This is a genomic window from Georgenia sp. SYP-B2076, from assembly GCF_003991205.1.
Taxonomy (GTDB): Bacteria; Actinomycetota; Actinomycetes; order Actinomycetales; family Actinomycetaceae; genus Georgenia.
This window is the reverse complement of sequence record NZ_RXOZ01000022.1, coordinates 38,926-53,195: the sequence shown is the minus strand read 5'-3', so window position 1 is coordinate 53,195 and position 14,270 is coordinate 38,926. Positions and strand designations below refer to the sequence as shown.

Genomic DNA, 14,270 nt, shown 5'->3' with positions numbered 1-14,270 from the left:
ACGTGACCGCGTCCCTCGGCAACATCGTGACGCGGGAGATCGAGTACCGCGGCTCCTACCGCTTCAGCGACGAGATCACCGACGCCTTGACCCTGCTGGGGGAGGGGCTGGACGTCGAGCCGCTTCTCACGCACACCTTCCCGCTGGTCGACGCGCTCGCCGCGTTCGAGACGGCCGGCGACCGCTCGACCGGGTCGAGCAAGGTGCTCCTGCAAATCGGCGGATGACCCGCGACGGCGTGGGGAGGGCCCGTGCCGCCCCACGCCATCGCGGGTGCGCGCCGGTCGTAGGCGGCTGACGCGGCGCGTCGGGTCCGGCGGGAGGGTCTCAGGCCGGGACGGTGAACGTCTGCCGGAACGGCGTCCGCTCGCTCGAGGTGCCGACGTAGACGGTGTGCTCGCCCGGCACGGTGACGAAGTCGTGCTCGCCCCGGCTCCACACCGACAGCGGGTGGTTCGTCGCGCCGGGGTCGACGACGATCTCGACCGCCGCGGTGGCGCCCGGCTCGACCTTGACCTTCTCGAACCCCACGAGCCGCTTGGGCGGCTGGTTCGCCGATGCCGGGAAGCCCAGGTAGACCTGCACGACCTCCGCCCCCGCCTCCGCGCCGGTGTTGGTGACCCTGGCGCGCACGGTCACGGGGGAGGAGCCCGGCTCGGCCCCGGCGTCGACCGACGCGTCCGAGACGTCGAACGTCGTGTAGGACAGGCCGTGACCGAACGGGAACAGCGGCGCGACGCCCCGCGCCTGGTACCAGCGGTACCCCATCTCGAGGCCCTCGGTGTACCGGATGACCGGGTACCCGTCGCCCTCGTCCGTGCCCGGGTGCCGCTCGGGATGCCCCGCCATCAGCGTCTCGTCCGCGGAGCGCGGGTAGGTGGTGGGCACCTTGCCGGACGGGTTGACGACGCCGAACAGGAGGTCGGCGACGGCGTGCCCGTCCTCGCCGCCCTGGTTCCACGCCTCGAGCACGGCCGGGACGGCGTCAATCCAGGGCATGAGCACCGGGTTGCTGTCCTTGAGGACGACGACGGTCCGCGGGTTGACGGGGCCGACCTCGCCGACCAGCCGGTCCTGCTCGTTCAGCAGGTTCATGTGCGGCTGGTCGTTGCCCTCGGTGGCGACCAGGCCGGCCATGAGGACGACGACGTCCGCGTCCGCGGCGGCGGTCTTCGCCTCCTCGAGGTTCGACAGGTCGTCCGCGACGGTGACCTTCGTGACGGTGGCCGAGCCCCCCAGCCCGGCGATGACGTCACGCAGGCCGTCCATCGGCGGCACCGTGTACAGCGGGTCCACCTTGGAGCTGCCGCCGCCGCCCAGGCAGGCGTCGTCGACGTACTCGGACTGGCCGATGACGACGACCGAGCCGGCGTTCGGGTCGAGCGGCAGGACCCCGCCGTCGTTCTTGAGCAGCACCGCGATCTCGGTGCCGATCCGGCGCGCGACGGCGCCGTGCGCCTGGGCGTCGATCTCGCCGGGCGCGTAGGGCCGCTCGAACTGGCCGAAGCGAAACATCTGCGTGTAGCGGCGGACGAGCGCCCGCTCCACCGTCTCGATCTCGAGGCTCGTGTCCGCCAGCGCGGCCTTCACGTTGTCCTCGTTCAGCCACTTGGCGTCGGGCATCTCGTGGTCCATGCCGGCGTTGAGCGAGGGCGCGGCGGAGCGGCACGACCAGAAGTCGGACTGGACGTAGCCCTGGAAGCCCCACTCGTGGCGGAGGATCTCGGTGAGGGTCTCGCGGTACTCGGTGGCGTAGACGCCGCGGATCCGGTTGTACGCGCTCATCATCGCGGCGATCTCGGCGTCCTTGACGAGCATCTCGAACGGCAGGAGGTAGAGCTCGCGCATCACGTGCTCGTCGGCCTCGACGTTCGTCCGGAACCGCTCGTGCTCCTGGTCGTTGAGGACGAAGTGCTTGCCCATGGCGATGATGCCGTGCTCCTGGATCGCCCGCGCGACCTCCACGCCCATCACCCCGGACAGGTAGGGGTCCTCGCTGAAATACTCGAAGTTGCGGCCCGCGATCGCCGTGCGGTGCAGGCAGACCCCGGGCCCCTCGAGGACGTGCTGGCCGAGGGTCGCGGTCTCCGAGCCGATGATGGTGCCGTACTCGCGGGCCAGCGCCCGGTCGAACCCGGCCGCGAGCCCGATGGTCATGGGCAGCGACGTGGCGGGCGGGCTCGGCGTGCCGTCCCCCATCCCGACGCCGACCGGGCCGTTGGTGATCCGGAAGCGCGGGATGCCGAGCTCGTCGATGCCGTCGACGTGGCGCTCGATCCGGATCTGCGCGGCCAGGGCGTCCATGTCCTCGCGGGACTCGGTGGCCTGCTTGGTGAGGCCGTAGATGTCGATGGTCTCCATGGCGCCGTGCAGCTGGGCGATCTTCTGCTCGAGCGTCATGGCGGCCACGAGCGCCTCGGCGCGCTCGCGCGGGGCCCACGTGCGGTTCTCCCAGGGGCGTGCGGACTCGTTCACGTCAGCTCTCCAAGGTCGGTTACCCGGTGGCCCCTCATTAACCCACCGCCGGCGCGGGCCGTCGAGGGGCGGCGGGTCAGCCCGTCGGCGGCGCCCAGGCGGTCACGGAGACGGCGCTGCCGGTGATGTCCGTCTCCACCCGCACCATCCGGCGCTCGGCGCCGTGGTGCGCGGCCACGTGCAGCCACTCGGCCTTGCCCGCGGCTGCCCAGCGCGGCGTCCGGCTGCCCGACGGTGAGCGCGAGCTGACCGCTCGTGCACCGCAGCGGGTCGGCCTGCCACTGTCCGGGCGCCCACGCCCGGACGATGCGCACCCACGGACACTATCCGTCCGGGACGGCTGGGGCGGTCAGGTCAGGGAGGCGACGACGGGCGCGAAGAAGAGGGAGAAGAACAGCAGGCCGAAGCCGAGGAACGCCACGACACAGCCGACGACGACGGACCCGGAGGAGGACCCGGCCGGGTGCAGCTTGACGTCCGCCGGGTTGCGCGGGTCGACCCAGACGGTGAGCCGGTCGCCTCGCGCGCTCGCGGCATGACGGAACCCGGCGGGCGACACGGACACCTGCACCTTGCCGCGCCAGGGGCGTCCGTCCGGACCCGGGTACTCGAGCTCGAGGATCGGTGGCTGGACGAACGTGCTCGCGTCGACGACGACGGCGGGCACGGCGATGCGGTGCGTCGGCCGCCGCGCGCGTCCCCGGCTTGACCGGACGACCAGCCAGATGCCCAGCCCCAGGAGGGCGAGGCCGAGGACGATCGGGATGGCGATGATGGCGGCAGACACGTGGAACCTCCGGTTTGGTCGGCGCCCAGCGTATGCGCTGGCGCCACGGCTCCGGTGATCGGACCTCCTCCGGACGCGGCGGAGCCTGGCCTCTCACAGTGCGAGATCCTCGCCGTCGAGCGCGCGGGAGGCCGTACCACCGGGTTGAGTCACCTGTCGGCGACGTCGTCGGACCCGCGTTCCTCGTGGCGGCACCCCAGCAGGAAGGCCGGCAGTGATTGCAGATCAGACATGGGCGTCGAGCGCGGCGTGCGCGCAGGGCGACCCCGATGACATGTTCGTGCGTGGGGCGGCCCAGCGGTCCGCCCGTCAGGTGTGCTTCGCCTGCCCGGTGCGCACGGAGTGCCTGGCCGACGCCCTGACCTCCGCGACCGAGTTCGGCGTGTGGGGCGGGCTGACCGAGCGGGAGCGCCGCGCGCTGCTGCGCCGCCACCCGGGAGTCAGGGACTGGGGCAGCTGGCTCGAGCAGCGAGACGACGACGTCGAGGCGGCGGTGTCCGACGGCCGGCGGACGCTCGCCTGAGTGCCCGCTGTCAACGCAAGCGACGGGCGTCGCGCCGGGATGTGCGGCGCGGGACTGGCCGGGCGGATCCCCGCGACGCGGGACTGGCCGGGCGGACCCGCGTGGCGAAGACTGGCCGGGCGGAGCCCCGCGGCGCGAGACTGGCCGGGTGTGGGACGTCATCGTCGTCGGGGCGGGACCCGCGGGCTGCGCCGCAGCGCTGGCCGCCCTGCGGGAACGGCCCGACGCCCGGGTCCTGCTGCTGGACCGCGCGGAGTTCCCGCGGGACAAGGCGTGCGGGGACGGTGTCGCGCCGCACGCGGTCGACGTGCTCGGCGAGCTGGGGGTGACCGGGCTGCTCGACGACCGCGTCCCGGTGCACACCTTGGAGCTCAGCCGTGGTCCGGCGACGGTGACGCGGCAGATGCGCCGTGCGGCCTGGGTGGTCCCGCGTTCCGTTCTCGACGCGCGGCTGGTCGACGCGGCCGTGGCCGCCGGCGCGGAGCTGCGGCGGCACAGGGTCCGGGAGTCGCGGGTGGGCCCCGACCGCGTGACGCTCGACGGCCACCTCGAGGGCAGGGTCGTGGTCGCCGCCGACGGGGCGTACTCGGTGCTCCGGCGCGCCAGCGGTCTCGCACCGCCGCGCCGGCGGGCGCTGGCGCTGCGGGGCTACGCGCCCACACCTGGTCCTCGCCGGGACCGGCAGATCATCCGCTTCGGGCGCGCCGGGGCGCTGTGCTACGCGTGGGCCTTCGATCGCGGCGACGGGTGGTCGAACGTCGGGTTCGGCGAGCTCCTGGGGACCGGGCGGGTCGCGCCGACGCGGACGGCGATGATCGACCAGCTGGACGTGCTCGTGCCGGGAGCCTCCCGCGGGGCGCGGGACTGGCTGGGCCACCACCTGCCCCTGTCGACGGCGCGGTGGCATCAGCCCGACGGGCGGCTCCTGCTCGCCGGGGACGCCGCCGCGCTCGTGAACCCGCTGACGGGGGAGGGGATCTACTACGCGGTCCTGAGCGGCGCGTCAGCGGGCAGGGCCGCGGTTCTGTCCGCGGACGCGGACGCCGCGGCGACGTACCGGCGGGACCTGTGCCGCCTGCTGGGCCGGCACCTGGCGACCACGGCGATGGTCGGTGAGCTGACCCGAGTTCCCGGAGTTCTCGCCGCAGGCCTGCGCGCGGCCGACGGAGACCAGGCGGTCTTCGACGACCTGGTGGAGCTCGGCCTCGGCCGCGGTCGCCTCACGCGCCCGGTCCTGCACGGCCTGGTGCGGCACTCCCTCCGGCGCGGACGTCCCCGAGGCGATCGTCCAGGCAGCGACCCGCGCCCGAGGGCATGACCGCCCGTGGGTGCCATCGAAGATGGGCGCCGTCCCTCCCGGGGACGGCGCCCATCACTGTCCGCGGCGCGGATGCGTCAGGTCACTTGTTGTGGCCCGGCGCCTGGGCGGACCTGCCCCGGTCGTGCATCGTGTCCTTGTTGTGGCCCGGCGCGTCCGCGGACTTGCCCCGGGTCTTCGCGGGCTCCTGCTCGTCGGGGAGCTCGTAGGTGACCCAGAGGACGGGCGCCTCGTCCTGCCCGCCACCCTCGAAGGCCTCGGCGCTGCGCGTGCCGGTGCCCTCGAGGAGCAGCGTGAGGGCGTTGCCCGCCGCCCAGGCGTCGCGGTCGACGATCTCCTGGATCACGGCGCTGAGGTCCGGGGTGCGCTGGTCCGCGCCGGACTCCTGCTCCATGGTCCAGGCCGGGACGTCGGTCCAGGCCGCGGAGGCTGCCGTGCGGGCCCGGTTGGTCAGGTCGAAGCCGGCCGCGCCGAACGCGGCCGAGCTGTCCGCGGCCTCGCCGAAGACGTTCACCGCGAACGGGTCGGTGTTCTTGTCGGCCTCGTCGGTGGTGAGCTGCACGTGCGCCGAGGTGATCCGCGCGCCGGCCGGGATGTCGAGGCCGGCGTACCGCAGGCCGACGAGCTGGTTCTCCTTCTCGTCGACGATCTCGAGGTCGGAGGAGCCGTGGTCCATCTCCCCGCTGGTGCCGTACTGCTCGACGTCGTCGTTCTCCGTCTGGATCTTGGCCTCGACCTCGGTGCGGCCGTCCAGGGTGTAGGTGACGAAGAGCTTGGGCGCCTCGGCGCCGGTGCCGCCCTCGTAGGCCTCCGCGGTGCGGTTGCCCACGCCCGAGAGGGCGAGGGTCAGGGCGCTGCCGCGGGCCCAGCCCTCGTTGTCGACGACGCCCTGGACGAGCTCCGTCAGGTCAGGGGTGCGCTGGTCGGGGCCGGCCTCCCCGTTGGTCGTCCAGAGCGGGGCACCCGTCCACGCGACGGTGGTGTCGAGGAACTCGCGGGAGGTGACGTTCCCCGCGTCCTCGGTGAAGGGCCGCGAGTGGCCGGCGTTCTCGGCGGCGATGGTCACGTCGAACGGGTCGGCGGACCGGTCCGCCTCGTCGACCGTGAACTGCAGGTGCGCCGAGGTGATCGTCGCGCCGGCCGGGATGCCCAGCTCGTCGTAGCGCAGGCCGATGACCTGCCGCTCGGGGTCGGCCTCGCCCGGGCTCTCCTCGGTGACCTCCAGGTCGGAGGAGTCGAGGTACATCTCGCCGGTGGCGGCGGACTGCTCGACGTCGTCGTTGCCGGTCAGGATCCGGCCCTCGACGCTGACCGCGCCGGTCTCCGGATCGACGACCGACGGCACCGGCGCGTCCTTGGCGGGCTCGGGCTCGAAGACGGTCTGCGCGGGTCCCTCCGGCACGGGGTTGGGCGTGGCGTCCTCCGGGGCGCGGGTGAGCGTGACGTCGTCGAGCACCGTGCCGTCCACCTGGTAGGTGACGGCGTGCAGGGCGCCGTCGGTGACCTCGACGTGCGTGTAGCTCGGGGTGCGGTTCTGGCTCGTGACGGCGTTGAAGGGGAAGTCGACGTCCTGGACCGTGTAGTACTTCGAGCCGGTCGAGGAGTTGCTGGTGAGGTAGAGGACCTCGCCCGGGAACTTCGCCAGCTCGCCGGGCGCCGTCAGGTCGCCCACGGGGTGGCCGCTGTGGATGAGGTGCGAGCGGGTGTAGACGTGGTCGTGGCCCGAGAGCACCAGGTCGACGTCGAGCTCGGACATCTCGAGCGGCATGTCCTCGCGCCGCTTCTCGATGTCGCCGTCGGTGGCGTGCGAGGCGGTGGAGTACAGGCCGTGGTGCCAGGTGACGACCTTCCACTCCGCGTCCTGGCCGTGCTCCGCGAGGACGTCCCGCATCCAGTCGAAGTGCTGCTGGTTGTCCCGGACGTTCGAGTTCAGCGACAGGAACAGCACGTCGTTGTAGATGTACCAGTAGTCGCCCAGGCCGGCGTGCTGCGCGCCGGCGGTGGGGTCGGCGTTGGGCATGTTGAAGTGCTCGCCGTAGGCGATGCCGACGTCGTGGTTGCCGACGTTCGTCGCCAGCGGGTACTCGCGCAGCTCGTCGGGCGCGAGGAAGTCGGCGTACTCGGCCTCGCTGTCGTCGGTGTCCACCTGGTCGCCGACGGACAGCAGGAAGTCGGCGCCGGGGAACCGCTCCGTCGACGTCGTCAGCGTCTGCTGCCAGGCGGCGCCGTCGGTGGGCTGGCCGCCGCCCGAGCCGATCTGCGCGTCGCCGTAGACGAGGAAGTCGAAGTCGCCGTCGGCCTGGGTCGAGAACTCGAACGTGTCCGACCAGCCGTCGACGTCGGAGCCGACCTGGTACGTGTAGGTGGTCTGCGGCGCCAGGCCCTCGAAGGTGGCCTGGTGGTAGGTCCAGCCGGCGTCCTGGGCGGCGCCGGTCCGCACGGGGGCGACCGTCGTGCTGGTGGCGGCGTCGCCCTTGACGGCGATCCGGGCCACCTGCTCGCCGGCCGAGGTGGAGTACCAGACGACGTTGCGCTGTGTCGCGTCGGACCCGATGTTCAGGACGGTGGCCTTGTACTGGGCGGGCGCCGGTGCGGCCGACGCGGCCGGGAGCGTGCCCAGCGCCATCGTGAGACCGATCGTGGCAACGGTGACCGGTCGCAGCACCTTGTGTTTCAACATGAAAGCTCCTGTCCTGGTGGGGGCGGGCGGATGCGCGATCGTGCCCACCAGGGCAAGCTATGGTTTCGGACCAAACCGTAAGTTAACTACCGGCGACATGATGGTGAAGCAGGGGCGCCCGGGGCCCGTGCGAGCGTGAGGCCGTCCGGGCGAGGTGGCTCAGCGCAGGACCCGCGGCGCCGTCAGGACGAGCGCCGCCACGACGCCGGCCAGGGCGCCGGGCTGCTCGAACGTCCACATCCGGCCGCCGCGGTGCTGCTCTTCGGTCATCGGGCCTCCTCGGTCCGGCCGCCATGATGCCGTCCCCGCCGCGGGGTCCATGGACCGCCCCGCGGGTGGACGGGCCCGACCCTGGGTACTGTCGTGCCGTGCTGGTCCACCTGGTGGCTGACTACGGGCCCGGTGACCTCGCGGCCGCGGAGGTGCGCTCACGGCTGGCCGTTCACCTGCCGGGCGCCGACGTCACCTACACGCCCGTGGGCCCCTTCGACACCGTGGCCGCGGGCTTCTGCGTGGCGCAGCTCGCCCTCGGCGACGGGCCGGCGGAGCGCCTCGTCTACCACAACGTCGCCCCGCGCGAGGACCGCCAGGAGCCGCGGCCGGACAACGAGGGCGAGCCGCTCCTCGTCGCCCGGCTCACGAACGGGGTCCTCGTCGTCGGCGTGTCCGCCGGCGCGACGTTCGCCTTCGTGGCCGAGGAGGCGGTGGAGGTGTACGAGGTCGCCGTGCCCCCGAGCGGCTCGCAGTTCCGGTCCCGTGACGCCTTCCCCGCTCTGCTGCCCGGTCTCGTCGCCGGCGACCGCTCCCTGCGCGCGGCCGACGTGGACCCGGCGGGGCTGCCCGCGGTCCCGCGGCGCGTGGTGGCCTATGTCGACGGCTACGGCAACCTCAAGACCACCTGGCACGAGGTGACGGCGGACCCGGGCACCCGGCTCCGGGTGCGCGTCGGCACGGTCGAGGCCGAGGCGGTCGTCGGTGACGGCACCTTCGCCGTGCCCCCGGGCGAGCTCTCGTTCGCGCCAGGCAGCTCCGGCTGGGACACCCGGGACAGCGGCCGGCGGCGGTGGTACGAGCTGCTCGCCCGGGGTGGCGACGCCGCAGCCCTGTTCAACTTCCCCACGCCGGGCACGCCGGTCGAGGTGGTGGGCTAGGCGCGGGACGTGGGCGCCCGGTACGGCTCACCCGCCCACGTGGATGCCCGGCCGCCGCGCCGGGTCCGGCTCGACCTTGCGGATGATCTCCCGGACCACGGGCGGGGTGTCGCCCTGGCCGAGGAGGAGGTAGCGGAAGAGGTGCAGCAGCGGTGAGCCCTCGGACCACTCGAAGTAGCAGTGGGGACGGATCCCGGTGGCGTCCCGGAGCGCCAGCAGCACCGCCGCGATCGCGTTGGGCGCTGCCGGGCTGGCCAGTCGCAGGACGCGATAGCCCTCGACCTCCACGCCGCGCACGTGCAGGACCTCGCTGAAGCGGGACGGGTCGTCGATCTCGACCTCGAGGAACAGCACCGAGGCGACGCCGGGGACGGGGTTCATCCCGCGCTGCTCGAGCTCCTTGGTGGCGTACTCGGCCCCGTCGCCCGCCTGGCGCTTGTTCGCGATGATGTTCAGGGCGCGGTCCTGGCGCAGGGAGTCGTTGATGAACCGCCGCGCCTGCTGGTCGAACTCGATCCGCTCCACGCGCAGCTCGGTGGTGCGCGAGACCCGGGAGACGAGTGAGACGACGACGATGCCGAGGATGAACATCGCCGAGATGGCGATGCCGTCCGGCTTCTCGATGACGTTCGCGACGAGGGCGTAGACGAGGATCAGCGCGAGGATGCCGAAGCCGGTGGCCGCCCCGCGCTGGCGGTGGCGGACGGCGGAGAGGGTCACCGCGACGGCGCCGGAGACCATCATGGCGAGGATGCCGGTGGCGTAGGCGCCGGCCTGGGCGTTGACGTCGGCCCGGAACGCGAGCGTGATGACGATGGCGATCGCGGTGTAGACCAGGACCACGGGGCGCACCGCGCGCCCCCACTCCGGGGCCATGCCGTACGAGGGCAGGTAGCGCGGGACGATGTTGATCAGCCCGGCCATGGCCGACGCCCCCGCGAACCACAGGATCAGGATCGTGCTGATGTCGTAGGCCGTGCCGAACGCCTCCCCGAACCGGGCGTGGGCCAGGTAGGCGAGGGCGCGCCCGTTGGCCTGCCCGCCGGCCTGGAACTCCTGCGGGGGAATCAGGACGGCGGTCACGAAGCTCGTGCTGATCAGGTACACCGACATGATCAGCGCCGCCCCGGCGAGCAGCTTGCGGGTGTTGCGGATCCGCGAGCGAAGACGCTCCTCGGGGTTCCTCCCCGTGGCCGCCACGAGCGGCATCATGCTGACGCCGGTCTCGAACCCGGACAGCCCGAGCACGAGCAGGGGGAAGGCGAGGACCGCGGGCCCGACGATGCCCGTGATCCCGCCCCGCCCGGCGGTCACCGCGTCCCACCACGCGGACCACGTCCCACCACCCGTGAAGATCGCCGCCAGGCCGTCCACCACCACCACGGCGTTCAGGGCCAGGAAGACGGCGACGAGCGGGATGGCCACGCTCACCGCCTCGCTGAACCCCATCAGGAACACGCCGCCCAGGACGAGCAGGAGGAACGTCGTCAGGGCGACCGCGTGCCCGTGGAGCGCGGCGGGGAAGAACGGGCTCTCCAGGACGTGCACGGAGGCGTCCGCGGCCGACAGGGTGATCGTGATGATCCACGACGTGACGACGAACCCGAGGAGCACCAGCACGAAGGCCTTGCCGCGCCAGAACGGCAGGAGGTGCTCCAGCATCGCCACCGAGCCCTGGCCGTGCGGGCTCTCCCGGGCCACGCGTCGGTACATCGGCAGCATGCCGAGCAGCGTCAGCGCCACGATGAGGAGCGTCGCCACCGGCGAGAGCGCGCCCGCGACCAGGGCCGCGATGCCGGGCAGGTACGCCAGGGTGGAGAAGTAGTCGACACCGGTCAGGCACATGACCTTCCACCACGCCTGCGGCGTCGCGTGCTCCTCTGCCGCCCCCGGGCCGACCGGCTGGACCCGGTGCTCCAGCAGCCAGCGGGCCAGGCGCCCGGCGGGTGCCGCCGGGCGCGCGGGGCGCGCCACGGCCTCCGGCACGGCCAGCACCTCAGGGCCGTCCATCGCTTCTCTCGGCCACGGGACCCCCCACGCTGAGCCGTCAGCCGAGGCCCCGGCCCTTGGCGCCCGCCACCTCTGTCGCCTCACCTGCATGAGCACCGCCCTCGACTCATCTGCATGAGGACCACCCTCGACGGCGGATGGCGCATTCGAGCGTAAGGAGCACCCACCTCGCCGGCGCCCGGGGAGGGGCGCCGGGCGCGTCAGGATTTCGTTAAGACTGGCCGGCGGCCGGCCCGGCCCGCTGTGCCACGCTGGTGAGGTGTCAGATCGAGGGTCGGGACGGTCGCCGGTGCGCCGGCACCGCGCGCCGTCGGGTGTCTCCCCGGCCCGGCGCCTCACCGCCCTCGTCCTCGTCCTGGCCGGCCTGCCCTTCACGACGGCGGCGCTGGTGGGCGCTCGCGGCGAGCTCGCGCTCGGCAGCCTCCTCCTGCTGTACCTGCTTGTCGTGGTGGTGATCGCGGCCGTGGGTGGGCTGGCGCCCGGGCTGCTGGCGGGCGGCCTGTCCTTCGGGCTGGCCAACTGGTTCCTCACCCCGCCGTACCACACGCTCGCCGTCGCCCGGCGTGACAGCGTCGTCGACCTGCTCGTGTTCGTCGTCGTGGCGGCCATCGTGAGCGCCACCGTCGAGCTGGCGGCGAGGGACCGCGTCGCCCACCGGGAGCAGCTTGCCGCGCAGGCCGCCCGGACACGAGAGCTGGCCGCCGTCGACCGTGTCCGCTCCGCGCTCCTCGCAGCCGTGGGGCACGACCTGCGCACGCCGCTGGCCGGCGCGAAGGCCGCGGTGAGCGCCCTGCGCCAGGACGACGTCGAGCTGCGCGCGGACGAGCGCGCCGACCTCCTGGCCACGATCGAGGAGTCGATTGACCGGCTGAGCCGGGTGATCACCAACCTGCTCGACATGACCCGTCTGCGCTCCGACGCGCTCACCGTCCACCTCGCGCCGGTGGGTCTCGACGAGGTGGTGTCCCGGGCCCTGCTGGCGGAGCGGGCCGCGGCGGTGCGGACCAGCATTCCCGACGACCTGCCGCTGGTCCTCACCGATGCGGCGCTGCTGGAGCGGGTCGTCGACAACCTCGTCGAGAACGCCGTGCGGTTCAGCCCGGCGGGGGCGCCGGTAGAGATCAGCGCCGAGGTGACCGGTGGGGGAGGCCGGGGCGGGCGTGCCCGGCTGCTCGTGGTCGATCATGGCCCCGGCGTGCCCCTCGACCGGCGGGACGGGATGTTCGTGCCGTTCCAGCGCCGGGACGACCGCGAGCGCGGCTCGCACGTCGGGCTCGGGCTGGCCATCGCCCACGGCTTCGCCGAGGCGATGGGGGCCGGCATCACGCCGTCGACCACGCCGGGCGGAGGACTCACCATGACCGTCGACCTTCCGCTGGCGACGTCATGACGAGGGTGCTGGTCGTGGACGACGACCCAGCCCTCGTCCGCACGCTGTCCATCAGCCTGGGCGCCCGGGGCTTCGACGTGGGGTCGACGGAGCGGGGTGCGAGCGCGGCGGAGCTGGCCAGGGCGACGTCCCCGCAGGTCGTCATCGTGGACCTCGGACTGCCGGACATGGACGGCGTGGACGTCGTGCGGGCGCTGCGCGCCTGGTCCTCGGTGCCGATCCTCGTCCTGTCCGCCCGGGACGCGCAGGAGGACAAGGTGGCCGCCCTGGACGCCGGCGCGGACGACTACGTCACCAAGCCGTTCGGCATGGACGAGCTCCTCGCCCGGGTGCGGGCGGCCCTGCGACGCGCGGACCCGGTGCCGGCCGTGGTCCGCGCGGGGTCCGTCGTGATCGACCTCGCGGCGCGGCGCGTGGACCGCGCTGGCGCGGCCGTGCACCTCACGCCCACGGAATGGCGGGTGCTGGAGGTGCTGCTGCGCGCCCGCGGTGCCCTGGTCACCCAGCGGGACCTCCTCCAGGCGGTCTGGGGGCCGCAGTACGCGGACGAGACGAACTACCTCCGCGTGTACATGGCCCAGCTGCGCCGCAAGCTCGAGGACCATCCCTCCGCCCCGCGCCACCTGCTCACCGAGCCGGGGGTGGGCTATCGGTTCGAGCCCTGACGGCTCAGGCGGTGACGGCGGACCGCCGCCCTGTGCGCCCACCGAGCAGGACGGCGTCGACCTCCTCGTTCTGCTGCCCGAGCCAGGTCGCCCAGTCGTCGACCTGCGGGTAGCGGCGCAGCAGCGCCCGGCGCTCCCGTTCGGTCAGGCCACCCCACACGCCGAACTCGGTCGCGGAGTCCAGCGCGTCGGCCAAGCACTCCGCGCGCACGGGGCACGCAGAGCACACGGCCCGGGCCGAGCGCTGCGCCGCGCCGCGGACGAACAGGGCATCGGGCTCGGTTTGCGCACAGGCTGCCTGTGCCGCCCACGACTGGTCTGCAAGCATTGCCGGCCCTCCTGATGATGGTGCCTCCGCGAGGCGGCGCGGGTGCGTGACCTCTTTCGACAGCTGACGGTAACCCCCGTGATATGGATCACGGAAGAGCTGAATCGAAAATGCGCTGATAGGGGTGCGCAGCGCGTCGGGGGCTGCCCGGCGCACCGGTTACGGACAACGTCGATGGGGACCGGGCGGCCCGCGGTCAGGGCGCGAGCCAGCCCCGTCCCTGCCTCGCGCCGGGGGTGGGGCAGGCGCCCCTGACGTTCGCCGCGGCGCCCACCACGCGGGCGGCGTTATGCGGACAGACCCCGCAGGACCATCTCGACGAGGTCGGTGACGTACTGCTCGAGCTCGGCGCGCAGCTCCCCGTGCGTGGTCGGAGGCGCGAGGATGACGTGGAAGAGCACTCCACCCTCGATCGCGTTGAGCAGCAGGTTCGGTGAGGTTCCGGGCGGAAGCTCGCCGTCGATGATGGCCTGGTCGATCCGGCCCGACAGGGCCAGCACCCCGCTGTCGATGATCTCGCCGCGGATCTCGGTGAAGTCCACCGGGTTGCTGAACGCGGCCGAGAAGATGTTCGCCATGGCCGCGCCGTGCTCGCCGAGGTAGAGCTCCGCCCGGGCGCGCGTGTAGGCGATGAGATACTCCCGCAGGTCGAGTCCCTCCTGCGTGGGGTTGACGTGGCGTGACTCCATGTCCCGGATCGCGTCCAGGAGGAGGGCGCGCTTGTCCTTCCAGCGCAGGTAGACCGCTGACTTCCCGATCCCGGCGTGATGGGCGACGGCGTCGAGGCTCAGCCCGGACCAGCCCTTCTGGCCGAACAGCTCGAGCACCGCGAGATAGCACCGCTCCTCGGTGTCCGCGCGCCGGGGACGTCCGGGGCCGCGGCGGGCGGGCGCGGCCGCGTCAGCGGTGGGGGTCTGCGCCTGTGTCATCTGGAGTGCCTCTC

12 protein-coding genes are annotated in these 14,270 nt (G+C 73.1%); 6 read left to right on the top strand and 6 right to left on the bottom strand.

The genetic code is table 11. The features are described 5' to 3' along the window. Positions 1 to 2 precede the first annotated feature (2 nt). Entirely contained in the window at positions 3 to 227 is a 225-nt protein-coding gene (locus tag EJK16_RS09580; protein ID WP_127128709.1) for a hypothetical protein, read from the top strand. A 100-nt stretch (positions 228 to 327) separates the two neighbouring features. Here EJK16_RS09580 and EJK16_RS09575 read toward each other — a convergent pair whose 3' ends face one another. Beyond that, positions 328 to 2,475, bottom strand: coding sequence for a beta-glucosidase (locus tag EJK16_RS09575; protein WP_205739688.1), 2,148 nt, complete (start codon positions 2,473 to 2,475; stop codon positions 328 to 330). Between the two features lie 349 nt (positions 2,476 to 2,824). Then, entirely contained in the window at positions 2,825 to 3,262 is a 438-nt protein-coding gene (locus EJK16_RS09570; protein ID WP_127128707.1) for a DUF3592 domain-containing protein, read from the bottom strand. 274 nt (positions 3,263 to 3,536) lie between these two features. Between EJK16_RS09570 and EJK16_RS09565 the strand changes: the two genes are divergently transcribed. Then, the gene (locus EJK16_RS09565) at positions 3,537 to 3,785 is read left to right on the top strand and encodes a WhiB family transcriptional regulator (protein ID WP_205739713.1); all 249 of its coding nucleotides are present in this window, start codon (positions 3,537 to 3,539) and stop codon (positions 3,783 to 3,785) included. 148 nt (positions 3,786 to 3,933) lie between these two features. Continuing rightward, positions 3,934 to 5,103: an NAD(P)/FAD-dependent oxidoreductase gene (locus EJK16_RS09560; protein WP_127128703.1), complete on the top strand. Its 1,170-nt coding sequence runs from the start codon at positions 3,934 to 3,936 to the stop codon at positions 5,101 to 5,103. Positions 5,104 to 5,185: 82 nt separating this feature from the next. Here EJK16_RS09560 and EJK16_RS09555 read toward each other — a convergent pair whose 3' ends face one another. Beyond that, positions 5,186 to 7,783: a fibronectin type III domain-containing protein gene (locus EJK16_RS09555; protein ID WP_127128701.1), complete on the bottom strand. Its 2,598-nt coding sequence runs from the start codon at positions 7,781 to 7,783 to the stop codon at positions 5,186 to 5,188. Between the two features lie 368 nt (positions 7,784 to 8,151). Here EJK16_RS09555 and EJK16_RS09550 point away from each other — a divergent pair, with 368 nt between their 5' ends. Next, entirely contained in the window at positions 8,152 to 8,934 is a 783-nt protein-coding gene (locus EJK16_RS09550; RefSeq protein WP_127128699.1) for an SAM-dependent chlorinase/fluorinase, read from the top strand. A 27-nt stretch (positions 8,935 to 8,961) separates the two neighbouring features. On the opposite strand, the gene EJK16_RS09545 is transcribed toward EJK16_RS09550, so the two are convergent. Continuing rightward, entirely contained in the window at positions 8,962 to 10,944 is a 1,983-nt protein-coding gene (locus tag EJK16_RS09545; protein WP_127128697.1) for an APC family permease, read from the bottom strand. 259 nt (positions 10,945 to 11,203) lie between these two features. On the opposite strand from EJK16_RS09545, the gene EJK16_RS09540 reads away from it, so the two are divergent. Further along, on the top strand, positions 11,204 to 12,334 hold the full coding sequence (locus EJK16_RS09540; RefSeq protein ID WP_240645918.1) for an ATP-binding protein: 1,131 nt from the start codon (positions 11,204 to 11,206) through the stop codon (positions 12,332 to 12,334). Then, positions 12,331 to 12,999 (top strand): response regulator, encoded by a 669-nt coding sequence (locus tag EJK16_RS09535; RefSeq protein WP_127128695.1) that lies wholly within the window; start codon positions 12,331 to 12,333, stop codon positions 12,997 to 12,999. Before EJK16_RS09540 ends, EJK16_RS09535 begins: the two co-directional genes overlap by 4 nt. Positions 13,000 to 13,003: 4 nt before the next feature. On the opposite strand, the gene EJK16_RS09530 is transcribed toward EJK16_RS09535, so the two are convergent. Next, the gene (locus EJK16_RS09530) at positions 13,004 to 13,327 is read right to left on the bottom strand and encodes a WhiB family transcriptional regulator (RefSeq protein WP_127128693.1); all 324 of its coding nucleotides are present in this window, start codon (positions 13,325 to 13,327) and stop codon (positions 13,004 to 13,006) included. A gap of 287 nt (positions 13,328 to 13,614) precedes the next feature. After that, the gene (locus EJK16_RS09525; protein ID WP_127128691.1) at positions 13,615 to 14,256 is read right to left on the bottom strand and encodes a TetR/AcrR family transcriptional regulator; all 642 of its coding nucleotides are present in this window, start codon (positions 14,254 to 14,256) and stop codon (positions 13,615 to 13,617) included. Positions 14,257 to 14,270: the final 14 nt, after the last annotated feature.